This is a genomic window from Microbacterium sp. PAMC22086 (assembly GCF_019443525.1).
GTDB classification, from domain to species: Bacteria; Actinomycetota; Actinomycetes; order Actinomycetales; family Microbacteriaceae; genus Microbacterium; species Microbacterium maritypicum.
Genome location: NZ_CP080380.1, coordinates 2,119,226 through 2,143,286, shown reverse-complemented (window position 1 = coordinate 2,143,286; position 24,061 = coordinate 2,119,226). Strand labels below are relative to the sequence as shown.

At 67.9% G+C, this 24,061-nt stretch carries 20 protein-coding genes, 1 tRNA gene, 1 other RNA gene and 3 pseudogenes; 9 read left to right on the top strand and 16 right to left on the bottom strand.

Annotated features, from left to right (window positions below):
• Positions 1-3: 3 nt before the first annotated feature.
• Entirely contained in the window at positions 4-1,260 is a 1,257-nt protein-coding gene (locus KY497_RS10685; protein ID WP_219869013.1) for an MFS transporter, read from the bottom strand.
• Between the two features lie 300 nt (positions 1,261-1,560).
• Between KY497_RS10685 and KY497_RS10680 the strand changes: the two genes are divergently transcribed.
• Entirely contained in the window at positions 1,561-1,860 is a 300-nt protein-coding gene (locus tag KY497_RS10680) for a hypothetical protein (protein WP_141388036.1), read from the top strand.
• Between the two features lie 24 nt (positions 1,861-1,884).
• Here the strand turns inward: KY497_RS10680 and KY497_RS10675 are convergent, their stop codons facing one another.
• From KY497_RS10675 to KY497_RS10665, 3 genes are read right to left on the bottom strand one after another with little or no spacing between them, the layout of a single operon-like run.
• The gene (locus tag KY497_RS10675; protein ID WP_141388034.1) at positions 1,885-3,069 is read right to left on the bottom strand and encodes an acetyl-CoA C-acetyltransferase; all 1,185 of its coding nucleotides are present in this window, start codon (positions 3,067-3,069) and stop codon (positions 1,885-1,887) included.
• Positions 3,062-3,730: a CoA transferase subunit B gene (locus KY497_RS10670; RefSeq protein WP_174799603.1), complete on the bottom strand. Its 669-nt coding sequence runs from the start codon at positions 3,728-3,730 to the stop codon at positions 3,062-3,064. The genes KY497_RS10675 and KY497_RS10670 overlap by 8 nt, the downstream gene beginning before the upstream one ends.
• 1 nt (position 3,731) lies before the next feature.
• Positions 3,732-4,505, bottom strand: coding sequence for a CoA transferase subunit A (locus tag KY497_RS10665; RefSeq protein ID WP_141388032.1), 774 nt, complete (start codon positions 4,503-4,505; stop codon positions 3,732-3,734).
• A gap of 104 nt (positions 4,506-4,609) precedes the next feature.
• Between KY497_RS10665 and KY497_RS10660 the strand changes: the two genes are divergently transcribed.
• The 4 genes and pseudogenes from KY497_RS10660 to KY497_RS10645 all read left to right on the top strand — a co-directional run bounded on the left by KY497_RS10660 (position 4,610) and on the right by KY497_RS10645 (position 7,615).
• Complete coding sequence (locus tag KY497_RS10660; RefSeq protein WP_127482457.1) at positions 4,610-5,395, top strand: IclR family transcriptional regulator; 786 nt, start codon at positions 4,610-4,612, stop codon at positions 5,393-5,395.
• A 35-nt stretch (positions 5,396-5,430) separates the two neighbouring features.
• Positions 5,431-5,868 carry a MarR family winged helix-turn-helix transcriptional regulator gene (locus KY497_RS10655; RefSeq protein ID WP_017830827.1) on the top strand — a complete coding sequence of 146 codons (438 nt, stop codon included), beginning with the start codon at positions 5,431-5,433 and terminating at the stop codon, positions 5,866-5,868.
• A 77-nt stretch (positions 5,869-5,945) separates the two neighbouring features.
• Positions 5,946-7,094: pseudogene (locus tag KY497_RS10650) on the top strand (MFS transporter).
• A gap of 38 nt (positions 7,095-7,132) precedes the next feature.
• On the top strand, positions 7,133-7,615 hold the full coding sequence (locus KY497_RS10645) for a YbaK/EbsC family protein (protein WP_219869012.1): 483 nt from the start codon (positions 7,133-7,135) through the stop codon (positions 7,613-7,615).
• Between the two features lie 103 nt (positions 7,616-7,718).
• On the opposite strand, the gene KY497_RS10640 is transcribed toward KY497_RS10645, so the two are convergent.
• Positions 7,719-9,218, bottom strand: a complete 1,500-nt coding sequence (locus tag KY497_RS10640) for an Ig-like domain-containing protein (protein WP_219869011.1) — start codon at positions 9,216-9,218, stop codon at positions 7,719-7,721.
• A gap of 331 nt (positions 9,219-9,549) precedes the next feature.
• Positions 9,550-9,622: transfer RNA gene (locus KY497_RS10635), tRNA-Lys, on the bottom strand.
• Between the two features lie 156 nt (positions 9,623-9,778).
• Between KY497_RS10635 and KY497_RS10630 the strand changes: the two genes are divergently transcribed.
• Positions 9,779-10,576, top strand: a complete 798-nt coding sequence (locus KY497_RS10630; protein WP_127482461.1) for an inositol monophosphatase family protein — start codon at positions 9,779-9,781, stop codon at positions 10,574-10,576.
• A gap of 20 nt (positions 10,577-10,596) precedes the next feature.
• On the top strand, positions 10,597-11,163 hold the full coding sequence (locus KY497_RS10625; RefSeq protein ID WP_055868701.1) for a hypothetical protein: 567 nt from the start codon (positions 10,597-10,599) through the stop codon (positions 11,161-11,163).
• A 23-nt stretch (positions 11,164-11,186) separates the two neighbouring features.
• Here the strand turns inward: KY497_RS10625 and KY497_RS10620 are convergent.
• Both KY497_RS10620 and ssrA read right to left on the bottom strand, forming a co-directional pair.
• Positions 11,187-14,068, bottom strand: a pseudogene (locus KY497_RS10620) (HAD-IC family P-type ATPase).
• A 152-nt stretch (positions 14,069-14,220) separates the two neighbouring features.
• Positions 14,221-14,590, bottom strand: a transfer-messenger RNA (tmRNA) gene (gene ssrA / locus KY497_RS10615).
• Between the two features lie 141 nt (positions 14,591-14,731).
• On the opposite strand from ssrA, the gene KY497_RS10610 reads away from it, so the two are divergent.
• Entirely contained in the window at positions 14,732-15,397 is a 666-nt protein-coding gene (locus tag KY497_RS10610; protein WP_141388020.1) for an SIMPL domain-containing protein, read from the top strand.
• Between the two features lie 7 nt (positions 15,398-15,404).
• Here KY497_RS10610 and hflX read toward each other — a convergent pair.
• Positions 15,405-16,691 (bottom strand): annotated as a pseudogene (hflX, locus tag KY497_RS10605) (GTPase HflX); the annotation flags it as partial.
• A gap of 293 nt (positions 16,692-16,984) precedes the next feature.
• On the opposite strand from hflX, the gene KY497_RS10600 reads away from it, so the two are divergent.
• Positions 16,985-17,626: a class I SAM-dependent methyltransferase gene (locus KY497_RS10600; protein ID WP_055868707.1), complete on the top strand. Its 642-nt coding sequence runs from the start codon at positions 16,985-16,987 to the stop codon at positions 17,624-17,626.
• A 43-nt stretch (positions 17,627-17,669) separates the two neighbouring features.
• Here KY497_RS10600 and dapF read toward each other — a convergent pair whose 3' ends face one another.
• The 7 genes from dapF to KY497_RS10565 form a co-directional block, all read right to left on the bottom strand.
• The gene (dapF, locus tag KY497_RS10595) at positions 17,670-18,542 is read right to left on the bottom strand and encodes a diaminopimelate epimerase (protein ID WP_055868710.1); all 873 of its coding nucleotides are present in this window, start codon (positions 18,540-18,542) and stop codon (positions 17,670-17,672) included.
• A 30-nt stretch (positions 18,543-18,572) separates the two neighbouring features.
• On the bottom strand, positions 18,573-19,103 hold the full coding sequence (locus tag KY497_RS10590) for a dihydrofolate reductase family protein (protein WP_219869010.1): 531 nt from the start codon (positions 19,101-19,103) through the stop codon (positions 18,573-18,575).
• Positions 19,104-19,140: 37 nt separating this feature from the next.
• Positions 19,141-20,052, bottom strand: coding sequence for a tRNA (adenosine(37)-N6)-dimethylallyltransferase MiaA (gene miaA, locus KY497_RS10585; protein WP_219869009.1), 912 nt, complete (start codon positions 20,050-20,052; stop codon positions 19,141-19,143).
• Positions 20,049-21,596 carry a tRNA (N6-isopentenyl adenosine(37)-C2)-methylthiotransferase MiaB gene (miaB, locus tag KY497_RS10580; protein WP_219869008.1) on the bottom strand — a complete coding sequence of 516 codons (1,548 nt, stop codon included), beginning with the start codon at positions 21,594-21,596 and terminating at the stop codon, positions 20,049-20,051. The genes miaA and miaB overlap by 4 nt, the downstream gene beginning before the upstream one ends.
• A gap of 48 nt (positions 21,597-21,644) precedes the next feature.
• A complete protein-coding gene (locus tag KY497_RS16730) occupies positions 21,645-22,118 on the bottom strand; it encodes a regulatory protein RecX (protein ID WP_229779048.1) in 474 nt (157 codons plus the stop codon).
• A 395-nt stretch (positions 22,119-22,513) separates the two neighbouring features.
• Positions 22,514-23,560 (bottom strand): recombinase RecA, encoded by a 1,047-nt coding sequence (gene recA, locus KY497_RS10570; protein WP_055868716.1) that lies wholly within the window; start codon positions 23,558-23,560, stop codon positions 22,514-22,516.
• Positions 23,561-23,829: 269 nt separating this feature from the next.
• Positions 23,830-24,054 (bottom strand): DUF3046 domain-containing protein, encoded by a 225-nt coding sequence (locus tag KY497_RS10565; protein ID WP_055868718.1) that lies wholly within the window; start codon positions 24,052-24,054, stop codon positions 23,830-23,832.
• Positions 24,055-24,061 lie beyond the last annotated feature (7 nt).

The following is a 24,061-nucleotide window of genomic DNA, read 5'->3' as shown; positions in this document are numbered from 1 at the left end:
TCGTCAGGGCTTGACGGGAGCCGCTCGACGCTTCTCACCGCTGAGCATCCAGTTCGCGACTCCCGCGGCGAACGCGATGAACGCGGCGACCATCGGCAGCAGGAGCGCAGCCGGAGTCCCGACGCTCTCGGCGATCTCGCCCGCGAAGGCGGCACCGATCGACTGCCCGACCACGACGCCGGAGCCCAACATGGTCATGACGGTGGCCGAGCGCCCGCGCGGGCTGCGAGCGGCGCCGAAGCTGTACTGCGTGACGAGTGTGGGGCCGATGCCGATGCCCATGATCGCGAGCGCCACCATCATGGTTCCCGGCGTGTCGACGAAGCCGAGCAGGAGTGTTCCCGCCAGCAGGATGCCCGAGAAGACGAGCCACCGCGCACGCATCGAGAACGCGGCGGGAAGCCACGCGACACCGAGCGCGAGAATCGCGGAGCCGACGCCCATGACGCCGTAGAGGAGGCCGGCCTGCTCTGGTGCACCGCGGTCGGCCATGAACGATGTGAGCGAGGTGAGCATCGTTCCGAAGAAGATCCCGACACCGAGGATGCCGACGACCACGATCAGCAACTGGGGCCGGAACAGCTCGGAGACGGTCGACGGCGCCTTGCCATCCGCATCCCGATCCTGCGAGACGTGCCGTCCGCTGGGGTGCAGGGCGAAAGCCCCCACGAACACCACGGTCAGCACGGCGGCTCCCACCAGCGGCGCCCACGGCGCGATCGCCGAGGCGAGGATGCCGACGATGAAGGGCCCGAAGACGAACACGGTCTCATCGGCGGCCGACTCGTAGGCCATCGTGCCCGATACCGTCTTGGCGCGGCGCCCCTCGGGCATCCGGTCGCTGATGATCGTCACCAGACGCGACCGCGAGAGCGGCGCAACCTGCGGAGCCGTGGCCCCGATGCCGACCGCCGCGAGCAGCACGAAGCCGTCGGCAGCGGTGCCGTAGACGACGAACGTGAACAGCAGGAGCATCGCCCCGTTCGCCAGGGCGAGCACCAGCAGCACAGTCCGCTGTCCGAACCGGTCGGCCGCGGCTCCCAGCAGCGGCCCGAAGCAGGCGGTGCCGAGGCCGACGGCTGCGGAGGTGAGCCCGCCCAGCGACAGGGAGCCGCGAGCGGAGACGACCACCGTCAGCACGCCGACCACCATCATGGCGAACGGCAGTCGCGCGATGAAGGCGATGAGGAAGTAGGGAAGGCCGGCGAGACGGAGAAGGCTCGGCTCGGCGAGTTGCTGCGGTGTTGTTGCGCGTGTCATGGCTCTCGCGCGTCGAAGACGCGATGTCGGGTGCCGCCGCTGTCCGTCGGAATGCCGACGGCCGGTAGATACACGGTTGTGCGGCCGCGGGCGAGCCGCGACCTGGCCATGATAGCGGGTGCACCCGGGCATCGGCAGGGAGACGCCGGGTCCGTGCTCTCCGCGCGCGCTCGAAACGCACGCCGCATTCGACTCGTTCGTCTGCGGACGCTGCGCTTCATCTGCCCCTCCCCTGCCAGGATCGGGGAGGGCTTGTCAAGGCTCGGTGCGACCGGGGGTGCGGGAAGGTACCGTGGGGGAATGCGCTACCTCTTCAGCACCGGACTTGTCTCTGCGATCTCCGCCGGGGTCTCCCTGCTGCGCGGCACCCGCGAGCAGCCCGTCACCTGGCGCGCCGTCCTGTCCTGGGTGAGTTGGGCGATCACCATGGCTCTCGCCGTCGGCGCCGTGGTCGACATGAACCGCGAGCGTCGCGGAGTGCGGGTCGACGCCGATTCCCCGCAGTCGGTCAAGAAGGCGAAGAAAGCGCAGCGACTGCAGTTCCGTTCGCAGAAGGCCCTCGCCGACACGCAGGACCACGCCAAGGACGCGCGTCCCTGAGCGCGGTCCCGCCCGCGACTCCCGTCACCGGGTGAGGATGAGCGCCTCGCCCTGACCGCCGCCGCCGCACAAGCCGACGGCTGCCGTGCCTGCGCCTCGACGCGCGAGCTCGTGCGCGACATGCACCACCAGCCTGTTGCCGGAAGCGCCGATCGGGTGGCCGATCGCGATGCCGCCGCCGTGGATGTTCACGATGGCCTCGTCGAGGCCGAGTTCGACCTGCGAACGCGCGACGACCGCACCGAACGCCTCGTTGATCTCCACGAGGTCGAGTTCCGAGGGGGCGATGCCCTGCTTCTCGCACGCGCGCTCGATCGCCCGCGCCGGCTGCGCCTGCAGGGAGTTGTCCGGCCCGGCCGTCTGCCCGCTCGCGCCGACGGTCACGAGCACGGGCCATCCCTTGGCCTGGGCGGTCCGTCTAGTGGTCACGACCACGGCCGAGGCGCCGTCCGAGATCGGTGAGGAGTTCCCCGCGGTGATCGAACCGCCTTCCGCGAAAGCTGCGCGCAGCCCCGCGAGGGTCTCGACCGTGGTGTCGGGGCGCACGCCCTCGTCCTTCGTGACACGCACGGGCTCGCCGCGGCGCTGGGGAACGTCCACGGCGACGATCTCCTCATCGAACACACCCGCTTCCTGCGCGGCGGTGGCGCGCTGATGCGAGAGCGCGGCGACGCGGTCCTGCGCCTGCCGGGTGAGATCGAAACGCGCGTTGTGCCGTTCGGTGGATGCCCCCATGCTCTCCCGGTCGTACGCATCCGTGAGCCCGTCGTAGGCCATGTGGTCGAGCACCTCGACGCTCCCGTATGCCCAGCCGTCGCGCGATCCCATGAGCAGGTGGGGTGCGCGCGTCATCGACTCCATCCCGGCGGCGACCACCACCTCGGCATCTCCGGTGCGGATCATCCGCGCCGCGTCGATGACCGCGGTCAGCCCTGAGAGGCACACCTTGTTCACGGAGTGCGCGGGGACGTCCCAGCCGATGCCCGCGCCGATGGCCGCCTGACGGGCTGCGTTCTGCCCGGATCCGGCGGCCAGCACCTGACCGACGATCACCGCGTCGATGTCCGCAGGTGCGATGGAGCCCTGCTCCAGGGCTCCACGGATGGCCAAGGAACCGAGCTGGGGGGCGGTGAACGCGGCGAGCTGCCCCTTGAGGCGTCCCTGCGGGGTGCGAGCAGCGGCGACGATGACGACGTCGTTCTCAGTCATGGTCCATGATCCTTCCGGTGAGCAGAGCGTGGGAGACGATGAGGGGTGGTTCGGTCGCGGCGATGACCTCGTCGACCGTGACGTCGGGTGCGGTCTCGACGAGCACCAGCCCCTCTGCGGTCACGTCGATCACGGCGAGGTCGGTGATGATCCGATCGACCACACCGCGACCGGTCAGCGGCAGCGAGCATTCGTCGACGATCTTCGCCGAACCGTCCTTTGCGACGTGCTCCATGAGCACGATGACCCGGCCGGCCCCGTGCACGAGATCCATGGCACCGCCGGGCCCCTTCACCATCTTGCCCGGGATCATCCAGTTCGCGAGATCGCCGGTCGCGGAGACCTGCATCGCCCCGAGGATCGCCGCGTCGATCTTGCCTCCGCGGATCATGCCGAAGCTGGTCGCCGAGTCGAAGAACGCGGCGCCGGGAAGAGTGGTGACCGTCTCCTTGCCCGCGTTGATGAGGTCGGGGTCAACGGATTCCTCGCTCGGGTAGGGACCGACGCCCAGGATGCCGTTCTCCGACTGCAGGACGACGGTGATGCCGCGCGGCACGTGGTTGGGCACGAGCGTGGGCAAGCCGATGCCCAGGTTCACGTAGGCGCCGTCCTGCAGCTCCGCGGCCGCTCTGGCAGACATCTGCTCACGGGTGAGTGCCATCTCAGGCTCCTTCCGCGGCGACCGTGCGCCGCTCGATGCGCTTGGGGATGTCGGTGCCGACCTCGACGATGCGATGCACGAAGACCCCGGGGAGGTGGATGCTGTCGGGATCGAGCTCCCCCGGCTCCACGAGCTGCTCGACCTGGGCGATGCAGATGCGACCGGCCATCGCGGCGAGCGGATTGAAGTTGCGCGCCGCCTTGTTGAACACGAGATTGCCGTGGCGATCTCCGCGGGCGGCGTGCACCAGAGAGAAATCGGCGGTGATCGCCTCCTCGAGCACGAAGTCCCTCGCCTCCCCGTTCACCTCGAAGCTGCGCACATCCTTCACCGGCGAGGCGACCGCGATCGTGCCGTCCGGGTTGTACCTGCGCGGCAGGCCCCCCTCGGCGACCTGCGTGCCGACGCCCGTCTGGGTGAAGAAACCCGCGATCCCCGAGCCGCCGGCTCTGAGCTTCTCGGCCAGGGTGCCCTGCGGCGTGAGTTCGAGCTCGAGTTCACCGCTGAGGAACTGGCGCTCGAACTCCTTGTTCTCCCCGACATACGACGATGTCATCTTGCGGATGCGCTGGGCGGCGAGCAGGACGCCGAGGCCCCAGTCGTCCACTCCGCAGTTGTTGCTCACGACGCTGAGGTCTCTCGTCCCCTGCGCCAGAAGAGCCTCGATCAAGGCGATCGGGTTCCCGGACAGGCCGAACCCGCCGACCGCCAGTGACGATCCGTCCTCGATGTCGGAGACGGCCGCCTCCGCTGACTCCCACTGCTTGTCGATCACGTCGGCTCCTTCGGTTCCGTGCTCTCCTCAGCATCCGTCCGGGGCAGCCGTCCGGGAAAGCCGGATCTTGCGATGTGGCCGACCCCAGAGGTAGCGTCCACATTATGGAACCCACAACCTCGGTGCCCGGCACTCAGGCGATCGCCAGGGCCGCACGTCTTCTGCGCCTGGTCACGGCCGCGGGTTCCGACGGGGCTTCACTTCAGGAGCTCGCCATAGCCGCCGACCTCTCGCGTTCGACCGCCCACCGGCTCCTGAGCGCTCTGAAGTCGGAGGGCCTCGTCGACCGCGACGGCGCGAGCACCAGGTGGATGCCGGGTCCGGAGCTGTTCCTCATGGGATCGGTGGCGGCCGCGCGGTACGACGTGACAGCACTGGCCCGGGACATCGTGCGCTCACTGGCGGTCAAGACCGAGGAGAGCGCGTTCCTCTCCGTCCGGCGCGCAGACGAGACGGTGTGCCTGCTCCGCGAAGAGGGCTCCTTCCCTATCCGATCCTTCGTCCTCAGTGAAGGAGTGCGCTTCCCCCTCGGTGTCGCCAGCGCCGGGCTCGCCATCCTCGCCTTCCTCCCTGACCACGATGTGGATGCCTACTTGGAACGTCATCCCGAGCTCGAGGGCTCCTGGGGACGCGCCCACGGTCAGCGGCCCCTTCGGACACGTCTCGCCGAGACCAAGGAACGGGGATACGCGGTCAACCCCGGTCTGATCGTCGAGGGCAGCTGGGGCCTGGGCGCTGCGGTCTTCGATCGCTCCGGCCGCCCGGAGTGGGCGCTGAGCCTGACCGGCGTCGCGTTCCGCTTCGGCCCCGACCGCATGGCCGAGCTCGGGCGGACCCTCCTCGCGCACGCACATCAGCTCTCCGCGCGGATCTCCAGCACGAGGCGGTGATCCGATTACATACCATCGGGTATATACTCGCTGGTATGAATCGTGCGGATGTCATCCCCTCCCTCGTCCTCTCGGGATACGCACTCGGCCGCATCGCCGCTCAGGACGCCGGAAACGACGCCCCTGCGGCGCAGTGGCGGGTGCTGAGTCTGCTCGAGCAGGCAGGAGCCAGGCGAGTGGGTGAACTCGCCCACGCAGCGCGGACCACGCAACCGGGCATGACGCGTCTGCTCGGTGCGCTCGAGCGCGAGGAACTCGTGCGCCGCTCCCCCGATCCCGACGACTCCCGCGCGACCGTCGTCGACATCACCTCCCGGGGCACTGCTGCGCTCGCCTCGTGGCGCGCCGAGTTCCGCGAGACGCTCGCGCCGAGGTTCGCCGCGTTGACCGATGCGGAATGGTCTGCCCTCACCCGCGCGGCGGAGATCCTCGCCGCGCACACCGCCACTGATCGAACAGGAGAATCTCGGTGAACACCCCCGCCACCCCCTCGGTGTGGAAGCAGCCGGCACCGGTCTGGGCCGTCGCCTTCGCCTGCGTCGTCGCCTTCATGGGAATCGGACTGGTCGACCCGATCCTTCCCGCGATCGCCGAGTCGCTCCAGGCATCCCCGGTCGAGACGGAGCTGCTGTTCACCAGCTACCTGTTGGTGACAGGGCTCGCGATGCTCGTGACCAGCTAAATCTCCAGCCGCATCGGCGCGAAGGCCACCCTGCTCATCGGACTGGCGCTGATCGTGGTGTTCGCGCTGCTGTGCGCCTTGAGCGGCAGCGTCGATGCGGTGATCGGATTCCGAGCCGGCTGGGGTCTCGGCAACGCCCTGTTCATCTCGACGGCGCTGGCGACCATCGTCGGCGCAGCCTCCGGGGGCAGCAGCGCGGCGATCGTCCTGTACGAAGCGGCGCTCGGCCTCGGCATCGCCATCGGTCCGCTCCTCGGCGGTCTCCTCGGTGAGCAGAGCTGGCGCGGACCGTTCTTCGGCGTCGTCGTGCTGATGGCGATCGCCTTCGTCGCCGTGCTCGTCCTCCTGCGCGGCCCCCGGGAGAAGCGAGTCCCCGTGAAGTTCTCCGCCCCGTTCACCGCCCTGCGACGCCCCGCACTCGCGGTACTGGCGATCACGGCCCTGTTCTACAACATCGGCTTCTTCGTCCTGCTCGCGTTCTCACCGTTCCCCCTAGGCTTCGGGGCCATGGGCATCGGCCTCACGTTCTTCGGCTGGGGTGTCGCGCTCGCCGTCACCAGCGTCTGGGTCGCACCGCTCCTCATGCGCCGGATGGCCCGCACCCGCATCATCCTGGTCGTGCTCCCCCTGCTGGCGATCGATCTCATCGCCGCGGGACTCCTGGTGGCGAACGCCGCCGCGCTGGTCGCCTGCATCGTGGTCGGCGGACTCCTCCTCGGCGTGATGAACACCGTGCTGACCGAAGCGGTGATGGAGGCGACCGACCTCCCCCGCTCCGTCGCCTCCTCGGCATACTCGGCCGTCCGCTTCCTCGGCGGCGCGATGGCTCCCCCGATCGCGGCGTTGCTGTGGCATGCGTTCAACGCGACGGTGCCCTACCTGTTCGCCGCCGCCTCGGTGCTGCTCGCCGCCCTCAGCGTCCTCCTCGGACGCCGGGCACTGGCCCACATCGACGACGAGCCCGCGGACACCACGACGGAAGACGCCGCAGCGATCCTCGTCGGTGACGCATCCTGAGTCGGCACGGCCGAACGCTCCTTGGATATCGTGGGGCGATGAGTGAAACGGCTTCTCTCCCCGAACGCAGCAGGATCGTGCAGCGACACCTCGTGGAAGCGGGCATCGACACCGTGATCCGTGTGCTCCCCGATTCGGCGCGCACGGCGGCGGAGGCCGCAGCGGCGATCGGATGCGAGGTATCGGCGATCGCCAACAGCCTCGTGTTCCTCGCCGACGGCGTGCCAGTTCTGGTGATGACCAGCGGCGGACACCGCGTGGATCTCGTCACCCTGACGAGCAGTATCGGGGTGGCCGAGGTGGCCATGGCCCCCGCGTCAGTCGTCCGCTCTGCCACGGGCCAGGCGATCGGTGGCGTCGCGCCCGTCGGACACCCCGCACCGCTTCGCACCTACATCGACGAAGACCTGCAGCACCACGAGACGCTCTGGGCGGCCGCGGGGCACCCTCACACCGTCATGCCGTTGACCTTCGCACAGCTCCGCACCATCACCGACGGCACGGTCATCTCTGTGGTCTGACTGGCGCAGCACCACGGTCCCTCGCGAGCCGCAGGCACCCGCGGAAACGGCGAGGCCGGCGCCCAGGAGCGGAGGCTCCTCGGCACCGGCCTCGTGCGATCGATCAGTCCTGGGTGACGCGCGCACGAGCGCGCACGGCTCCGAGAACGGTGAGCGCCATACCGAGCACCAGCGCCGCGCCCCCGGCCCAGAGCATCCCGGCGGGTACATTCCCTCCCGTGGTGGCCAGCGACGATCCACCCGTGAGCGGCAGCTCGGTCGGTGGCGTGACGACGGTCGGCGGTGTCGTCGGCGGAATCACCGGCGGCGTCGTGGTGGCTGTGTTGGTGAGGGTGACTGCGAGCGTGGTGCCGGCTCCGACGGTGAGCTGGGCTCCCCCATCGGCCAGCGCGGTGACCCCGGTTCCTGAGAACACGGGCGCACCCCACTCGATTCCGTCGAGGGCCGGCGGAGTCAGCTCCGACAACGTCACCACGGTCCCCGCCGGCAGGTGGATGAGCGGCGCAGTGGCCCCGGCCGTGACGGTGACGGTGCGTTCGACGACCGGATCACCATAGCTGTATCGCACCGTGTACTCGGCATCGGCCGGCACGCCGGACGCACCGGATCCGCCGACGAGCTTGGTCACGGTGAACGCACCGGTCGCGTCACCGTCCCCGGTCCCTCCGCCCGTGACCGTCCACGCCCTCGTCTCCTCGAGCTTGACGCCGTTGACGTCGGCCGTGTTGGCGAAGGTCGCCCCGTCCGCCTGCGAACTCGGCACGGTGAAGTACTTCACGAAGTACATCCGCGTCGGGTCGACCGGTCCAGGGATCTCGAGGTGGAAGGAGGTTCCGTCGGCGTTCCAGGATCCGGTCCAGTTCGTGATCGGCTGCGGATCCTGGTCCTGCATCGTCGTGCTCCACACCACGAGCTGACCGTCTTCGTTGTGATGCTCCGCGAGCCCGTCGCCCGCACCGGTGAGGGTGTCGTCGACCACGATCGACTCCGCACCCTCGAAGCTCGCACCGGGCAGCATCAGCTGCCACGCGATCCTGCCGTCAGCGGTCTGCCACGACCACTTCTGCGGGTCGGTGGGCAGCGGCGAGGATGGACCGATACCGCCACCGGGGATCTCGACCGGCGTGATGGCGCCGTCGACCGTGAACTCCACCGTGCTCTCCGTCGTCTGCTCGTCAGCCGAGGCGACGAACCACAGCGATCCGGTCACCCCGGTGCGGCCGTTCACGTAGTCGGTGAGCGTGCATGTCACGACCGGAGAGGCATCGGAGCTCACGGTGCACTCAGCGATCGGCTTGCTCGAGTCCTCGGCCGAGGGCACGGAGAACGTCGTCCCGGCGCTGGCGAACTCCTTCGGGAGCGTGAATCCGAAGGTCTGACCGCCGACGGCCCCGTCCGGCACCGCCCAGTCGGCGTCGACACGCACCCGGTCCCACTGCGACACGCCGCCACCACCGCCCACGGTCGTCACGGTGATCGACGACGGATCGATGGCCGCGGGATAGTCGTACTCCGCCGCCGAAGCGGCCCCCGCCCCCGCGAGAGTGATCACGGTGGTGAGCACTGCTGCCGCGGCGATGATCGCGGTCGTCTTTCGGCGCACGCCGGCGCCGCCTCTTCTCTCGTGCAAGATCTTCCCCAGTTTCTTGATGGCCCCACTCCTCCGGCGCGGCTGCTGCGCAGCTGTGCCTCCGAAGGCGCGAGGCGTGTGTCCCCACCTGAGAGACCACGTCGGGACCGATCCATTACGCGATACCGCCGGATTCCCCACACGGAACCGACTCGGAACCACGACGGGATCGACGACAGCGCTGCAGGAGCGGAGGCAACTGGCTGCACCGGACGCGACCGGAGTCGGACTCGACGTATCGCGTGACGCAGCACAGAAAGCAGAAAAGCCCCGGTAGATGGCGAGATCTACTGAGGCTATTCCGTGCACCCCCTCGGACTTGAACCGAGAACCCACTGATTAAGAGTCAGTTGCTCTGCCGATTGAGCTAGAGGTGCGTGGCCCGGGATAACCCCGACCGAGGAATTACATTACCAGCCGACCGGGTCCATGTGAAATCGAGCTCGGACCCCGGGCGCGCCGCCCCGGAAACGGCGTCGAAACATGGCCTTTCGGCCCTCCGACGGCGTGGACCCGACGACTATTCTTAGACCGTGACCACCTCCCCCCACGCTGAAGCCCTGCGCCACGACCTCGAGCTCGCCCTCCGCCTGGCCGATGCCGCCGATGCGCAGTCGCTCCCCAGGTTCGATGCCTCGGACCTCGAGATCTCGACCAAGGCCGACAACTCCCACGTGACGGACGCCGATCTCGCCACCGAGCGTGCGATCCGCAGCATCCTCGAGACCGAGCGTCCGGAGGACGGCATCTTCGGCGAGGAGTTCGGCGCTCAGGGCAGCACACAGCGACAGTGGATCATCGATCCGATCGACGGAACGGCCAACTTCCTTCGTGGCGTCCCGCTCTGGGGCACGATGATCGCACTCGCGATCGACGGCGTCCCCCAGATCGGTGTCGTCAGCATGCCGGCGCTCGGACGACGCTGGTGGGCATCAGAAGGACAAGGCGCCTGGACGACCGTCGAGGGCGAAGCGCGCCGGCTGCGCACCTCGTCCGTCTCCTCTCTCGACGACGCGAGTGTGAGCTTCCAGAGCATCGCGCAGTGGGCGGAGGCCGACCGCCTCGACACGCTCCTGACCGTCGCTGAACGAGTCTGGCGCGACCGCGCCTACGGAGACGTCTACTCCTACATGCTCCTCGCAGAGGGGCGCATCGACATGGTCGCCGAGTTCGGCGTCAAGGAGTACGACATCGCCGCAGCGGTGCCGATCGTCCGCGAAGCCGGCGGACGGATGACGGCTGTCGACGGAACCGAGACGATCTCCGCGCGCTCGACACTTGCCACCAACGGAACCCTTCACGGTGACTTCCTGACCCTGATGCAGAGCTGAACCGAACGACGAGGACCGCGATGAACTCCCGGATCATGTCCGCCGCTGCGGGCGTGCTGCTGCTCGCCGCAGCCCTCAGCGCGTGCTCTGCACCGGAACCACGGCCCTCGTCGACGCCTGAAGCCGTCGACCCCCGCCCGACCGAGACCACCGCCCCCGTGAGCTCTCCGACACCCGAGGCGCCCGAGACGGAGCTGACCTGCGAATCGATGATCTCGGCGGGCACGGTCGCGGCCCTCGCCGAGGCCGGCTGGACGGCCGAGACGAAGGAGTTCGTCGCCGGGGGCGTCGAGCTGACCGAGGGGCTGCTGTGCTTCTGGGCCGACTACACCGTCGGTTCCGACCACGGGCAGCTCTACGGCTGGTCGGCCATCGACGACGCCGATGCCGCCTCGGCGCAGTCCGCTCTCCTCGCCGAGGGCTGGAAGCGCGAGGACGGAGCGGACGGTGTCTACTTCACCGAAGACCCCAGATACGCAATGGGTACGGATGATGACGGCTACGGGATGACCTACCTGTTCGGCGACGGCTGGGTGCGCCTCGCCGACACTCGGCAGGGACTCATCCTCATCGAGTGGCCTCGCTGAAGATGAGCCGACGTCAGCGCCCGCTACGGGGCCGCTGAGCCCATCGAGCTCTCGAGGATGCGTCCGAAGGTTCGCGACACCGGCGGAGTCCACAGCAGAACGATGATCCCGGCTGCGAACGCGGCGGTCAGGGCGGCTCCCCAGTCCCAGCGGTCCCCGAATACGAGCACGATCACGCTGAGCGCGATCGCGAGCCCGAGGAAGATCGTGAGCATGAGGCGCGAGAGTCCGCTCCCCCGGCGGATGCCGGCGGCGACCGCGAAGACGAGGAGGCCGAACAGCGCGATGGCCGCCCCGGTGAGGGAGAACACCGAGGCGCTCACATCCGGGTCGTAGCGCCCCAGGAACACCAGGATGCCGAACCCGGTCGCCAGGGCGCCGAAAGCGTACGCCAGGACGGCGACCACGGTCATGATGACGCCGGCGACGACACGGGGAGCGGATACCGGCGGTTCGGATGCGCTGGTGGCGACGCTCGGATCCTTCCGCGGCGGCGGTGACAGCACGAGGCGGCGGTGCAGCAGCCGCACGACCTCGATCGCTGCGACCATGACGATCGTGATCCCGGTGAGCGCGACGGCGAGCTCCGGCCCGGGATCGACGAGCACGAAGAACTGTCTGGCCAGCGGAATGCTGAACACGGCGATGAGCAGGATGAACATCACCCCCACGACGGCCACCTTGAACCGATCGAGCGGGCGCGCGAGGACGGCCAGCACCCAGATGCCCACGACGGCGAGGATGACCGTGGCTCCTGTGCGCAGCTGCTCCTCGTGCACGCCCAGTCCGTGCGCGACGAACGTGTACCAGGTCAGTCCCAGGGCGACGACGATGCCCGAAGGGATCGCGAAGCTGAGCGAGCGCCGGAGGAACCCCGGGACGTAGCGCGCCGCGTTGGGCATGAGCGCGAGGAAGAACGCGGGGATGCCGATGGTGAGGCCGTCGGTGATGGAGAGCTGACGCGGCAGGAACGGGAACTCGAGGACGAATGCGCCGAAGATGATCGCCAAGAGCGTCGCATAGACCGTCTTGTTCAGGAACAGCATCGACACGCGCTCGATGTTCGCGATGACCTGGCGCCCCTCGGCGACGACATCCGGCAGGTGCGAGAACTGTCCGTCCAGCAGCACGAGCCTTGCGACGGCCTTGGTGGCCGGCGATCCCGAGTTCATCGCGATCCCGATGTCGGCCGCTTTGATGGCGAGGGCGTCGTTGACGCCGTCGCCGGTCATCGCGACGGTGTGCCCGTGGCTCTGCAGCGCCGTGACCATGCGCTTCTTCTGCTCGGGGGTGACGCGTCCGAACACCGTGTGCCGGTCGAGCACGTAGGCGAGTTCGGCATCATCGTCGGGAAGCCCTCTGGCATCGAACCCTCGGCGACGTCGAGACCGACCTCGCGCGCGATGGCTGCGACGGTGCGAGGGTTGTCGCCCGAGATGATGCGGATGCCGACTTGCTGGCGCCCGAAGTACGCGAGGGTCTGTGCGGCGTCGGGGCGCACCTGCTCCCGGAACGTGAGCACGATGATGGCCTTGAGACCCTCAGGGAGCCGCTCGGCATCGACATCGGCCTCGGAGAGCACCGCGTCGGCATGACCGAGGACCAGCGTGCGTCGGCCGGTCTCGGCCAACGCGGTCACGGTGCGACCGAGCTGCGTGGCCGACGACGTCGCCGCATCGCCGAACACCATCTCCGGCGCCCCCATGACCCATGTCCCAGGGACCTCGGCGAACGAGACCGCGCTCCACTTGCGTGCGGACGAGAACGGGATGTAGCCCGAGACGACGACAGGCGAGATCACAGGGTAGGCCGTTCGCATCGACCGTGCGGTCGCGTTCGCATCGGGCGACGCGGCGTACCACGCCAATACCGCCGCCGCGTCCTCCTCCTGCGGCGAGGAGAGCCCGTCGAGGCGGTGCGCCTCGTCGAACCCGATCTCGCCGACTGTGAGCGTGCCGGTCTTGTCGAGGCATACCACGTCGACGCGCGCGAGGCCTTCCACCGCCGGCAGCTCGTTCACCAGCACTTGCCTGCGGGCGAGCCGTGACGCTCCCACCGCGAACGCGATGCTCGTCATGAGCACGAGGCCGAGCGGGATCATCGCCGTCAACGACGCGATCGTGTTCACCACCGCCTGCACCCAGGCACCGCTCGAGAAGACCGTGGAGTAACCGCCGAGAACGATGATCTGCGCATTGAGGACGAGAAGCCCGACCGGGCCGATGATCCAGCTGACCCACTTCAAGACCCGATTGACCGATGTGCGCAGCTCACTGGAGACGAGAGAGAAGCGCTTGGCCTCACCCGCGAAGTGGTTCGCATAGGAGTCGGCGCCCACGCGTGTCGCGGTCGCGGTTCCTTCTCCTGCAACGACCACGGCTCCGGAGAGCGCGTCGTCGCCGGGCTGCTTCTCCACCGGGTCCGACTCCCCCGTGAGCATCGACTCGTCGATCTGGAGCCCCCGCGCGGTGAGGACCCGCGCGTCGGCCGGTACCTGCTCTCCGGCCCGGAACACGAGGACATCGTCGAGGACGACCTCTCCCGGCGCGACCTCGACCTCCTCACCGTCTCGGAGGACCAGCGCGCGCGGTGCGTTCATCAGCGCGAGACGGTCGAGTGCGGACTTCGCCCGGAACTCCTGCACGCACCCGATGATCGCGTTCGCGAACGCCGCGAGTCCGAAGAGGGCATCCTGCCGTCGCCCGACGAGGAACAACACGAAGAAGCAGGCGAAGACGATGCCGTTGAAGAGGGTGAACACGTTCGCGCGTACGATGCTCCACGCGCTGCGGCTGGTGTCGGCGACGAACGCATTGGTCTTGCCGGCGGCGACGCGTTCGGCGACCTCGGTCCTGGTGAGACCGATCGTGGGTGGTTCCGAAGTGTTGTCCACAGACCTCAATATGGAGCGCCCCCGGCCGTTTTCGAGTGCGTCGCGATGCCATCGCGCCGGAGGGACGGCGCGGGGTCGTTATCGTGTTGCCGCCCCGACGCAGAAAGGCCCGCCTCCCCCAGTTTCCTGGGAGAGGCGGGCCTCATTCCTGTGTGACAGCGACGTGGTGGAGCTGGGGGGAATCGAACCCCCGTCCAACGCTGAGTCTCCACGCCTTCTCCGGGCGCAGTCTGTGAAGACGTTCTACTCGGCTCCGACCTTTGTCACAGACACCTAAGTCGACAAGCCCAGCCTGGGAAGAGTCCCACGTGACGTCCAGACGCCATCACGCAGCAAGATTCCTAGATGACGCCAGGATCCGTATCGGAATCACATACGGCCTGACGGACTATCGGGCTCGCTTATGCAGCGAGGGCGAAGTCGTTGCGCTTGGTTTCGGCAACTATTGTTTTGCAGAGAGCGTTTACGAGATAACTCTGCATCCTCGGCCCGCTTCTCGTGGATTCACAGGCGCTGTCGAAACCGATCAGCCCCGTGGTCCTTCTCTCGAAGGAGCCGCTGTCACACTGTGGAATTACCAGCCCGAGCGGTGAACGCCCGAGCATCACAGACTACAACGTTCTCCGCGGCTACGCCATTCCGCATCCGGTCCGACGGCTGGCGTAGAGTCGCCCCATGAGCGAAGTCACCGTCACCGTCCGCGGCGAGCACGAGGCGCGGGTCGCCCCTGAGCGCGCCACCATCCGCGTCGGAGTGCGTGCGGATGGGCCCGAGCGCACAGCCGTCGTCGAGAACGTGATGCGCCTTGCCGAACCTGTGCGCAGCAGCATCACCGACCGTGCGGACACGGGCAGCGTCGTCGAGTGGACGAGCAAGCGGCTCTCGGTGCGGGCCGAACGCCCGTGGAGCAACGACGGCAAGCGTCTCGCTCCCGTGTACTACGCGAGCATCGATTTCACCGCCACGTTCGCGGAGGCCTCCGACCTGTCCATCTGGGTCTCCGACATCTCCCCCTGGGACGGGGTCGAGGTGGGCTGGGTGGACTGGCATCTGACGACCGCCACGCGCGCGCAGATCGAGCGCGATGTGGCCGCCGCAGCCGTCGGTGTCGCGGTCACACGAGCCGAGGCCTACGCGGGCGCGCTCGGCCTGGATGAGGTCACTCCCCTGGAGATCGCCGACGTCGGTCTCATCTCCAGCGGACAGCCGTCACCGGGTGCTCCGATGCTCAAAGCGCGTGGTGGGGTGGCGTTCGCCGCCGACGCGGCACCGGCCATGCAATACGAACCCGAGGAGATCGTGATCTCCGCCACGGTGGAGGCGCGCTTCCTCGCCCGATGAGATCCGCTCAGCTCTGCGCGGCGAACGGAGCGAGTTCGGCGGCGAGACGCTCCGACACGCGAGCGTGCACAGCAGTGCCGTCCTCCGTGTGCTCCACGGAGAGGAGCATGCCGGACTCGTGGATCGCCGCGACCAGGTCGCCGCGATCGTAGGGGATCACGGCATGCACCTCGACGGCAGGCTTCGGGAGAGCTTCCTCCACCGCAGCGCGAAGCTCCGCGATTCCCTCGCCCGATCGTGACGACACGAAGTGGGCGTGGGGCTGGAGACCGCGAAGCACGAGCCTCTCGTCCTCGTCGATCAGATCCGCCTTGTTGAAGACGACGATCTCCGGGAGGTCGCGGACGCCGACATCGCCGAGCACATCTCGCACGGTCTGCAGTTGACCTGCCGGATCCGGGTGCGACCCGTCGACGACGTGGAGGACGACGTCGGCCTCGCCGACCTCTTCCAGCGTCGAACGGAACGCTTCCACGAGCTGATGCGGGAGGTTGCGCACGAATCCGACGGTGTCGGTCAAGGTGTAGACGCGGCCGTCCTCCGTCTCAGTGCGACGCACGGTCGCATCCAGCGTCGCGAACAGCGCGTTCTCCACGAGCACTCCCGCGCTGGTGAGCGCGTTGAGGAGGCTGGACTTGCCCGCGTTCGTGTATCCGGCGATCGCCACGGAGGGGATTGTGTTCCGCTTGCGCTCCGCGCGCTTGGCGTCACGGGCAGGACCGAAGTCGCGGATCTGCCGTCGGAGCAGAGCCATCTTGGTGCGGATCCGTCGGCGATCCAGTTCGATCTTGGTCTCACCGGGGCCACGGGAGCCCATTCCGGCGCCGCCGGCGCCCACCTGGCCACCGGCCTGGCGGCTCATCGAATCGCCCCAGCCGCGCAGACGCGGCAGCAGGTATTCGAGCTGGGCCAGCTCGACCTGGGCCTTGCCCTCGCGGCTCTTCGCGTGCTGGCTGAAGATGTCGAGGATCACCGTGGTCCGGTCGATGACCTTGACCTTGACGACGTCCTCGAGTGCGCGACGCTGGCTCGGTGCGAGCTCGGTGTCGGCGATGACGGTGTCGGCTCCGACGGCGGCGACGATGTCCTTGAGTTCCTGGGCCTTGCCTCGGCCGAGGTAGGTCGCGGCATCGGGGTGCGGACGACGCTGCAGCACACCGTCGAGCACGACCGCACCAGCGGTCTCCGCCAGCGCGGCGAGTTCCCGGAGTGAGTTCTCCGCGTCTTCCTGAGCTCCCTGGGGATATACGCCCACGAGGACGACGTTCTCCAGGCGCAACTGTCGGTACTCGACCTCGGTGACGTCTTCGAGCTCCGTCGAGAGCCCCCCGACGCGTCGAAGCGCATGACGGTCCTCGAGATCCCACTGCGCGCCGTCCGAGCTCGTGTGCGATGCCGTCGATTCATCCTGCAGCGCCTGCGCAGCGCCGAAGACGTGGACGTCCGAGCGCTTCTCCGCGTGCGCGAGCACACGATCGACCGTGTGGTCGCCGGTGGAGGGTGTGGTGGTCTCCGTCATCCGTTCCTTGTCTCTGGGATTTGTTGCGAGCCTTAACCTTAGCCCGCGCTGTCCGGTACGCTCACCGTATGGGGTCAGATCACTACTTCACTGCGGCCCCGGCAAGCCCCGAGAATCTGCGTAAGATCCGCGTATCGCTCGCAGGTCGAGAGCTGGAAGTCACCACCGCCGGTGGAGTCTTCAGCCCGGATCGTCTGGATGCCGGCACTGCAGTGCTCCTCGCCAACATGCCCCCGGTTCCCCCGGGCGGCGATCTTCTCGACCTCGGCAGCGGCTGGGGTCCGGTGACGCTCTCGATGGCCCTGGCCGCTCCCCACGCGACGGTGTGGGCCGTCGATGTGAACGAGCGTGCCCTCGATCTGGTGCGTCGAAACGCGGCAGCTCTCGGGCTCACCAATGTCAACGCATCTCTGCCCGACGATGTTCCCGAGCACGTCACCTTCCGCACGATCCGCTCGAACCCGCCGATCCGCGTGGGGAAGAACGAGCTGCACGGGCTTCTCGAGCGTTGGATCCCGCGCCTCGATGAGCGCAGCGACGCGTGGCTCGTCGTGCAGCGCAACCTCGGTGCCGATTCGCTTCAGCGATGGATCGGATCGACCTTCCACCCCGGCTACAGCGTCTTCCGCACCGCCACGGGCAAGGGCTACCGCATCCTCAAGGTACGCAAGCACGGAAACCCGCCGACGGAGCCGATCATCCTCAGCTGAGCCCGCGGTTCTCCGATTCTCGGTGGCACCCCGAGTCGGGTGCTCAGGCGAGGTCGACCTCGCCCTGGAACACGAGCTGCGCGGGCCCCGAGAGGGCGACGTGCTCGCCGTCCTCCGCAGGGAACATGCGCACGCCGAGCGTACCTCCCGGCACCTCGACCTGCCAGTTGTTCGGAGCCTTCTCGCCCGCCCAGTACCGCACCGCCAGGGCTGTCGCGGCGACCCCCGTGCCACAGCTGAGCGTCTCTCCCACGCCACGCTCGTAGACGCGCATGCTCACATGGCCGATGCCGTCGCGGACGAGCGGTTCACCGGGAACCACGAACTCGATGTTGGCGCCCGCGGGAAGCAGCGGGTCGAGGTCAGGCGCGCGGTGCAGCTCCAGAGACGCGAGCTCGGCCTCCGAGGCGAGGGCCACAACGACGTGCGGGTTACCCACGTCGATACCGAGCCCCGGCCGGGTGACGGACAGCCCGTCGACGCGTACGAGCGGGTCGTCACCGGAGAGCTTCCAGCGACCGAGATCCACCTGGTATCCGGTGGCGCTTCGGGTGACGTCGCGCACACCCGCCCTCGTGCCGATCGGCAAGGTCGAGCCGGGTTCGATCGTCGCGAGACCGGAGCGCACGAGATAGTGAGCGAACACGCGGATGCCGTTTCCGCACATCTCGGCGATCGATCCGTCGGCATTGCGGTAATCCATGAACCACTCCGCCTGCGGCTCCTCGTCGAGGGTCGCACCGCCTTCGGGAATGGCCGAGGACCTCACGACGCGAAGGATTCCATCAGCGCCGATGCCGAAATGACGATCGCACAGCACCGCGACCTGCTCGACGGTCAGATCGAGCTCGCCGTCCGGGTCAGCGATGATGATGAAGTCGTTGCCCGTGCCGTGACCCTTGGTGAATGCGACCATGGCTCCAGTCTAGGGATCACGCACGACCACTCAGTGCCGCGCGAGTCGGTAACGCCCGCAGAGGAAGTTGCGGTTGCGAGCCACCTCGAGCAGCTCGAGGTCGAGCCTGCGCGGAAGCAGTGGAGCGCCCGAGCCGAGCGTCACCGGTGCGTACTGCACCCACACTTCGTCGAGCAGCCCCGCGTCGGCGAACTGGCCGGCCAGGTCTCCCCCGCCCACGACCCAGAGATCCTTCCCCTCTGCCGCCTGCTCCATCTCTGCATGCACCATGCTGACATCGGCCTGGGTCAGTCTGACGTCAGCACCGGCCGGCAGCTCCAGCTCACGGTGCGTGAACACCCACGTGGGCTGCGTGTAGCCCCACCGTCCCTCCTCGTGGCGCATCACCCACTCGTAGGTCGACGACCCCATCGCCAGAGCTCCGATGCTGCGCTCGAACCCTGTGTACGCCATCGGTCCGTCTTGGTCGATGTCCTGCGTGAGCAGCCAGTCCAAGGAGTGCTCCTCGGTGGCGATGAACCCGTCGAGACTGGAAGCGGTATAGAAGTGGGTCTTCGTCATGCGGCCAGCATCGCAGGAGGCACCGACATGGAGAGGGTCAGGCGCGCAGGAGCGTGTCGGCCTCCGCCGGAGCATCCCACCATTCGAGGTCGGGATAGCGCTTGAACCACGACACCTGCCGGCGGGCATACCGCCGTGTGAGCGCCTGGGTCTGTGCGATGGCCTCGCGTTCGGTGAGGGACCCCTCGAGCTGGGCGAGCGCCTGCGCATAGCCGATCGCACGCGGCGCCGTCGTACCGCGTTCGAGCCCCCGTGCGCGTAGCTCCTCCACCTCGGTGAGGATCCCGCCGTCCCACATGCGCTCCACGCGGGCATCGAGGCGCTCGACGAGAGCTGCGCGGTCGACGCGGAGACCGATGAGACGCGTGTGCGGATGCCAGAGGACGGGACGTTCGGGGAGGGCCGCACCGTGTGTCGCGCTCCCCTGCTCGAGCACCTCGAGGGCACGCACGACACGACGAGGATTACGCGGATCGACACGCGCGGCCGCTTCGGGATCGAGTATGCGCAGACGTTCGAGCAGCTGCGCGGTTCCATGGGTCTCGAGTTCCCGCTCGAGGCGCTCACGCAGTTCCGCATCGCGAGGAGGGAACCGGAAGTCGAACACGACGCTCGACACGTAGAGGCCAGAACCGCCGACGAGGATCGCATCACCGCCTCTGCGGTGGATATCCTCCACCGCAGCACGTGCCCGGGGCTGGTACCACGCGACGGCCGCGTCCTCATCGACCTCGAGGACGTCGAAGAGGTGATGCCGAACGCCCCGCCGCTCGCCCATCGGCACTTTGGCGGTGCCGACATCCATTCCGCGATAGAGCTGCATGGCGTCGGCGTTCACGATCTCGGCCGGATTGCCCTGCTCCCGCAGCGCCTCCGCCAGGTCGATCGCGAGATCACTCTTGCCGGTGCCGGTCGCCCCGACGATCGCCCAGAGTCGTGGTCCGGTCACACGCCGACACGCAGCGTGGGCAGCCCGAGCGAGACGGCCTTCGGCCCTCCATCGCCACTCGGAGCGGGAACGGCGCACGACTCGGACTGCGAGCGGTCCCAGGCGTCTCCACCGCGAGTGCGACGGATCTTCAGCGGCGCCCCCGTCGGATCGTCGGCCAGCAGATGGAACGGGGCGCCGTGCGTGACGGTCACGGTGACGACATCACCGGGGCGGGGCAGCTCAGAGTCTTCCGTGACCTCGAAGTGCACGAGCCTGTTGTCTTCGGCACGCCCCGTGAGGCGGTGGGTCTCGGTGTCCTTCTTACCCTCGCCCGTGGAGACCAGGACTTCGATCTCGCGACCGACCTGCTTCTGGTTCTCCTCCAGAGAGATGCGTTCCTGGAGCGCGATCAGGCGGTTGTAGCGCGCCTGCACGATCTCCTTCGGCACCTGGTCCTCCATCGTCGCGGCGGGCGTGCCCTCGCGGATCGAGTACTGGAAGGTGAAAGCGCTGGAGAAACGAGCCTGCTCGACGACCCGCATCGTGTCCTCGAAGTCCTCCTCGGTCTCGCCAGGGAAGCCGACGATGATGTCGGTGGTGATGGCGGCATTCGGGATGCGGGCGCGAACCCGGTCGAGGATCCCGAGGAATCGCTCGCTGCGGTACGAGCGGCGCATCGCCTTGAGGATGCGGTCGCTTCCCGACTGGAGCGGCATGTGCAGCTGCGGCATCACGTTCGGGGTCTCGGCCATGGCGTCGATCACGTCATCGGTGAACGCCGCAGGATGCGGGCTCGTGAATCGGATGCGCTCCAGCCCCTCGATCTCGCCAGCCGCCCGCAGCAGCTTGCCGAATGCCTGACGATCACCGAACTCCACCCCGTAGGAGTTCACGTTCTGGCCGAGGAGCGTGACCTCGATCGCGCCGTCTTCGACGAGGAGGCGGATCTCGTTCAGGATGTCGCCGGGACGTCGATCCTTCTCCTTGCCGCGAAGGCTCGGCACGATGCAGAAGGTGCACGTGTTGTTGCATCCGACCGAGATGGAGACCCAGCCACTGTGTGCAGAGTCGCGCTTGGTCGGCAGTGTGGAGGGGAAGACCTCGAGCGATTCGAGGATCTCGAGTTCGGCGTCGCCGTTGTGCCGTGCGCGCTCGAGAAGCCCCGGGAGCGAGCCCATGTTGTGCGTGCCGAACACGACGTCGACCCAGGGGGCCTTGTCGAGGACCGCCTGCTTGTCCATCTGCGCCAGACAACCGCCGACCGCGATCTGCATGCCGTCCTTGCGCCGTTTGACGGATGCGAGGTGTCCGAGCGTGCCGTACAGCTTGCCCGCGGCGTTGTCGCGGACCGCGCACGTGTTGATGATCACCACGTCGGCTTCGGCGCCGTCGAGCGCACGTACGTAGCCCGCGCTCTCCAGCGACCCCGAAAGACGCTCGGAGTCATGCACGTTCATCTGGCACCCGAAGGTGCGCACTTCATACGATCGCTGTCGTCCGTCGTCGTCGACGGCTGCCGAGGACGCGCCGATGATCGTCGGTTCACTGCGCGGGATAGTCATGATCACCCCATTGTACGAGCCGCTGCTGAGCAGGGGCGTGTCGCCACCTCAGTCGGAATCGACGAAGCGGACACCGGAGGTCGGACCGCCGAAGGAGGACTCCCGCAGCGCGGACTTCGCGGCCTTCATCGCCACAGCTCCGTTGTAGCCGCGACGGGAGAGCTGGCCCACCAATCGCCGGAGAGCCGTGTCATGGTCGAGCCGCCCCATCGATCGCGCCTTGCCTCGTGCGAACTCGAGCGCGCGTTCGTCATCATCGTCAGGCAGCTCGTCGAGAGCAGCGTCGATCACGTCGCGCGGAATGCCCCGCTGGGCGAGCGCGCGCGACAGGGCCACTCTTCCCTGGCCCTTCCGTTCCACACCCGACGTCACGAGGACCCCCGCGAGAGCGGAATCATCGAGATAGCCACGACGACAGAAGTCGTCGATCACATCGTCGATCATGCCGCTGTCGAGCCCCACACCCCTCAGCACCTGCCGCGACTCGGAGATGGACAACGACCGAGCCCGCAGCTTGCGCACGAGCGACTCTTCTGCAGAGACTCGGATCTCGTCGAGCGACGCCGTCTCTCCGCTGTCGATGCCGTCTCTCGGCTCGTCGCCGAGCGCACGGAGACGAGGAGCGGAACCTGCCGAGCGAGACGCTGTGGCAGAGCTGCCCCTGACTCCTCGTGCGGGGTGCCGATCGCTGGGTGTGCCTGCGTCGCTCTCGTCGATACGGGAAACCCCCGCGGGCGGCGCGTCCCAGGTCGTACGCCATACGGCCGCATCGCCGGTACGTGACGAAGGTTCTTCCGCCTCCTGGCCACGCTCCGGGTTCTGAGCCGGTCGCGTCGAGGCAGGCTTCTTCGATGCACCGCCGAAGAGAGGGATGATGGGGGCGACCCGATCCGGATCGCCCCCACGAGTGTCGTTCATCAGGCCGGACGACGCTCGGCGAGCTCGTCTGCAGCCGCCGGCACAGCCGCGCCGCCGATGCCGAGCTTCTGCTTGATCTGCGTCTCGATGGCCAGCGCGATGTCGGGGTTGTTGAGCAGGAACGTTCGCGCGTTCTCCTTGCCCTGGCCCAGCTGATCTCCGTCGTAGGTGTACCACGAGCCCGACTTCTTCACGATGGCGTGCTCGACACCGAAGTCGATCAGGCTGCCTTCGCGGGAGATGCCGACGCCGTAGAGGATGTCGAACTCGGCCTGCTTGAAGGGCGGTGCCATCTTGTTCTTCACCACCTTCACCCTGGTGCGGTTTCCGACGGCGTCGGTGCCATCCTTCAACGTCTCGATACGACGGATGTCCATGCGGACCGAGGCGTAGAACTTCAGCGCCTTACCACCGGCGGTGGTCTCGGGCGAGCCGAAGAACACACCGATCTTCTCGCGAAGCTGGTTGATGAAGATCATCGTGGTGTTGGTCTGGTTCAGACCACCCGTGAGCTTACGCAGCGCCTGTGACATGAGTCGCGCCTGCAGACCCACGTGCGAGTCGCCCATCTCACCCTCGATCTCGGCGCGAGGGACGAGCGCGGCCACGGAGTCGATGACGATGAGGTCGATGGCCCCCGAGCGCACGAGCATGTCGGCGATCTCGAGCGCCTGCTCACCGGTGTCGGGCTGGGAGACCAGAAGTGCGTCGATGTCGACACCGAGCTTCGCGGCGTAATCCGGGTCGAGCGCGTGCTCGGCGTCGATGAAGGCGGCGATGCCGCCGGCGCGCTGAGCGTTCGCGATCGCGTGCAGGGTGAGAGTCGTCTTACCCGAGGACTCCGGTCCGTAGATCTCGACGATTCGACCACGCGGGAGACCTCCGACGCCGAGGGCGACGTCGAGGGCGATGGAGCCGGTGGGGATGACAGCCACGGGGGCACGCTCATCGCTGCCCAGCCGCATGACCGAGCCCTTTCCGAACTGGCGGTCGATCTGGGCGAGGGCGGTCTCGAGGGACTTCTCGCGGTCGGCGGGTGATGGCATGATGTGCTCCTTCTGCGCGCGTGATGCCGCCTGTAGGCTGTCGCGGCTCTCCCGGTTGGGAGAAACTCTCCGACAAGGCGTAATGGCTCTTCGGCTCGCTTTCCACCGTAGGAGAGGCCACCGACATCGACGCCGCGAGCTCACATACCGTGGAGAACAGATTCCCTGAACCACTTGTGCAGAAGACTACGTCCGCTTCGAACAGATCTTCGACGACACGCCGTGGATCTCATCGCGTGTCCCGTAGGCATCGGACATCGAGGGACGGATCAGCGCCCGCGCGGCTCTTGCCTGCCGACGCCATGCCGCCTGTTCTCCGGCACATCCATCTCGGCGCACAGCGCCAACCAGATCTCGCGCGGTGGAGTGCCGTCGGCCAGCGCTTCCACAGCCGTACGGCCGCCGACGGCGCTGAGACCGAGGTCGTTCACCAGAGAGGAGGCACGCGCCTGGAACTCTGTCTCGACGGCGCGGAGGAACTCGCTACGACGCATCGTTGGT

Coding starts and splice junctions, on each gene's coding strand:
- KY497_RS10660 (WP_127482457.1), top strand. CDS start 4,610: ATGGAACCCACAACCTCGGTGCCCGGCACTCAGGCGATCGCCAGGGCC.
- KY497_RS10645 (WP_219869012.1), top strand. CDS start 7,133: ATGAGTGAAACGGCTTCTCTCCCCGAACGCAGCAGGATCGTGCAGCGA.
- KY497_RS10565 (WP_055868718.1), bottom strand. CDS start 24,054: ATGCGTCGTAGCGAGTTCCTCCGCGCCGTCGAGACAGAGTTCCAGGCG.
- KY497_RS10600 (WP_055868707.1), top strand. CDS start 16,985: ATGGGGTCAGATCACTACTTCACTGCGGCCCCGGCAAGCCCCGAGAAT.
- KY497_RS10625 (WP_055868701.1), top strand. CDS start 10,597: ATGAACTCCCGGATCATGTCCGCCGCTGCGGGCGTGCTGCTGCTCGCC.
- KY497_RS10590 (WP_219869010.1), bottom strand. CDS start 19,103: ATGACGAAGACCCACTTCTATACCGCTTCCAGTCTCGACGGGTTCATC.
- KY497_RS10655 (WP_017830827.1), top strand. CDS start 5,431: ATGAATCGTGCGGATGTCATCCCCTCCCTCGTCCTCTCGGGATACGCA.
- KY497_RS10675 (WP_141388034.1), bottom strand. CDS start 3,069: ATGACTGAGAACGACGTCGTCATCGTCGCCGCTGCTCGCACCCCGCAG.
- KY497_RS10670 (WP_174799603.1), bottom strand. CDS start 3,730: ATGGCACTCACCCGTGAGCAGATGTCTGCCAGAGCGGCCGCGGAGCTG.
- dapF (WP_055868710.1), bottom strand. CDS start 18,542: ATGGTCGCATTCACCAAGGGTCACGGCACGGGCAACGACTTCATCATC.
- miaB (WP_219869008.1), bottom strand. CDS start 21,596: ATGACTATCCCGCGCAGTGAACCGACGATCATCGGCGCGTCCTCGGCA.
- recA (WP_055868716.1), bottom strand. CDS start 23,560: ATGCCATCACCCGCCGACCGCGAGAAGTCCCTCGAGACCGCCCTCGCC.
- KY497_RS10610 (WP_141388020.1), top strand. CDS start 14,732: ATGAGCGAAGTCACCGTCACCGTCCGCGGCGAGCACGAGGCGCGGGTC.
- KY497_RS10685 (WP_219869013.1), bottom strand. CDS start 1,260: ATGACACGCGCAACAACACCGCAGCAACTCGCCGAGCCGAGCCTTCTC.
- KY497_RS10680 (WP_141388036.1), top strand. CDS start 1,561: ATGCGCTACCTCTTCAGCACCGGACTTGTCTCTGCGATCTCCGCCGGG.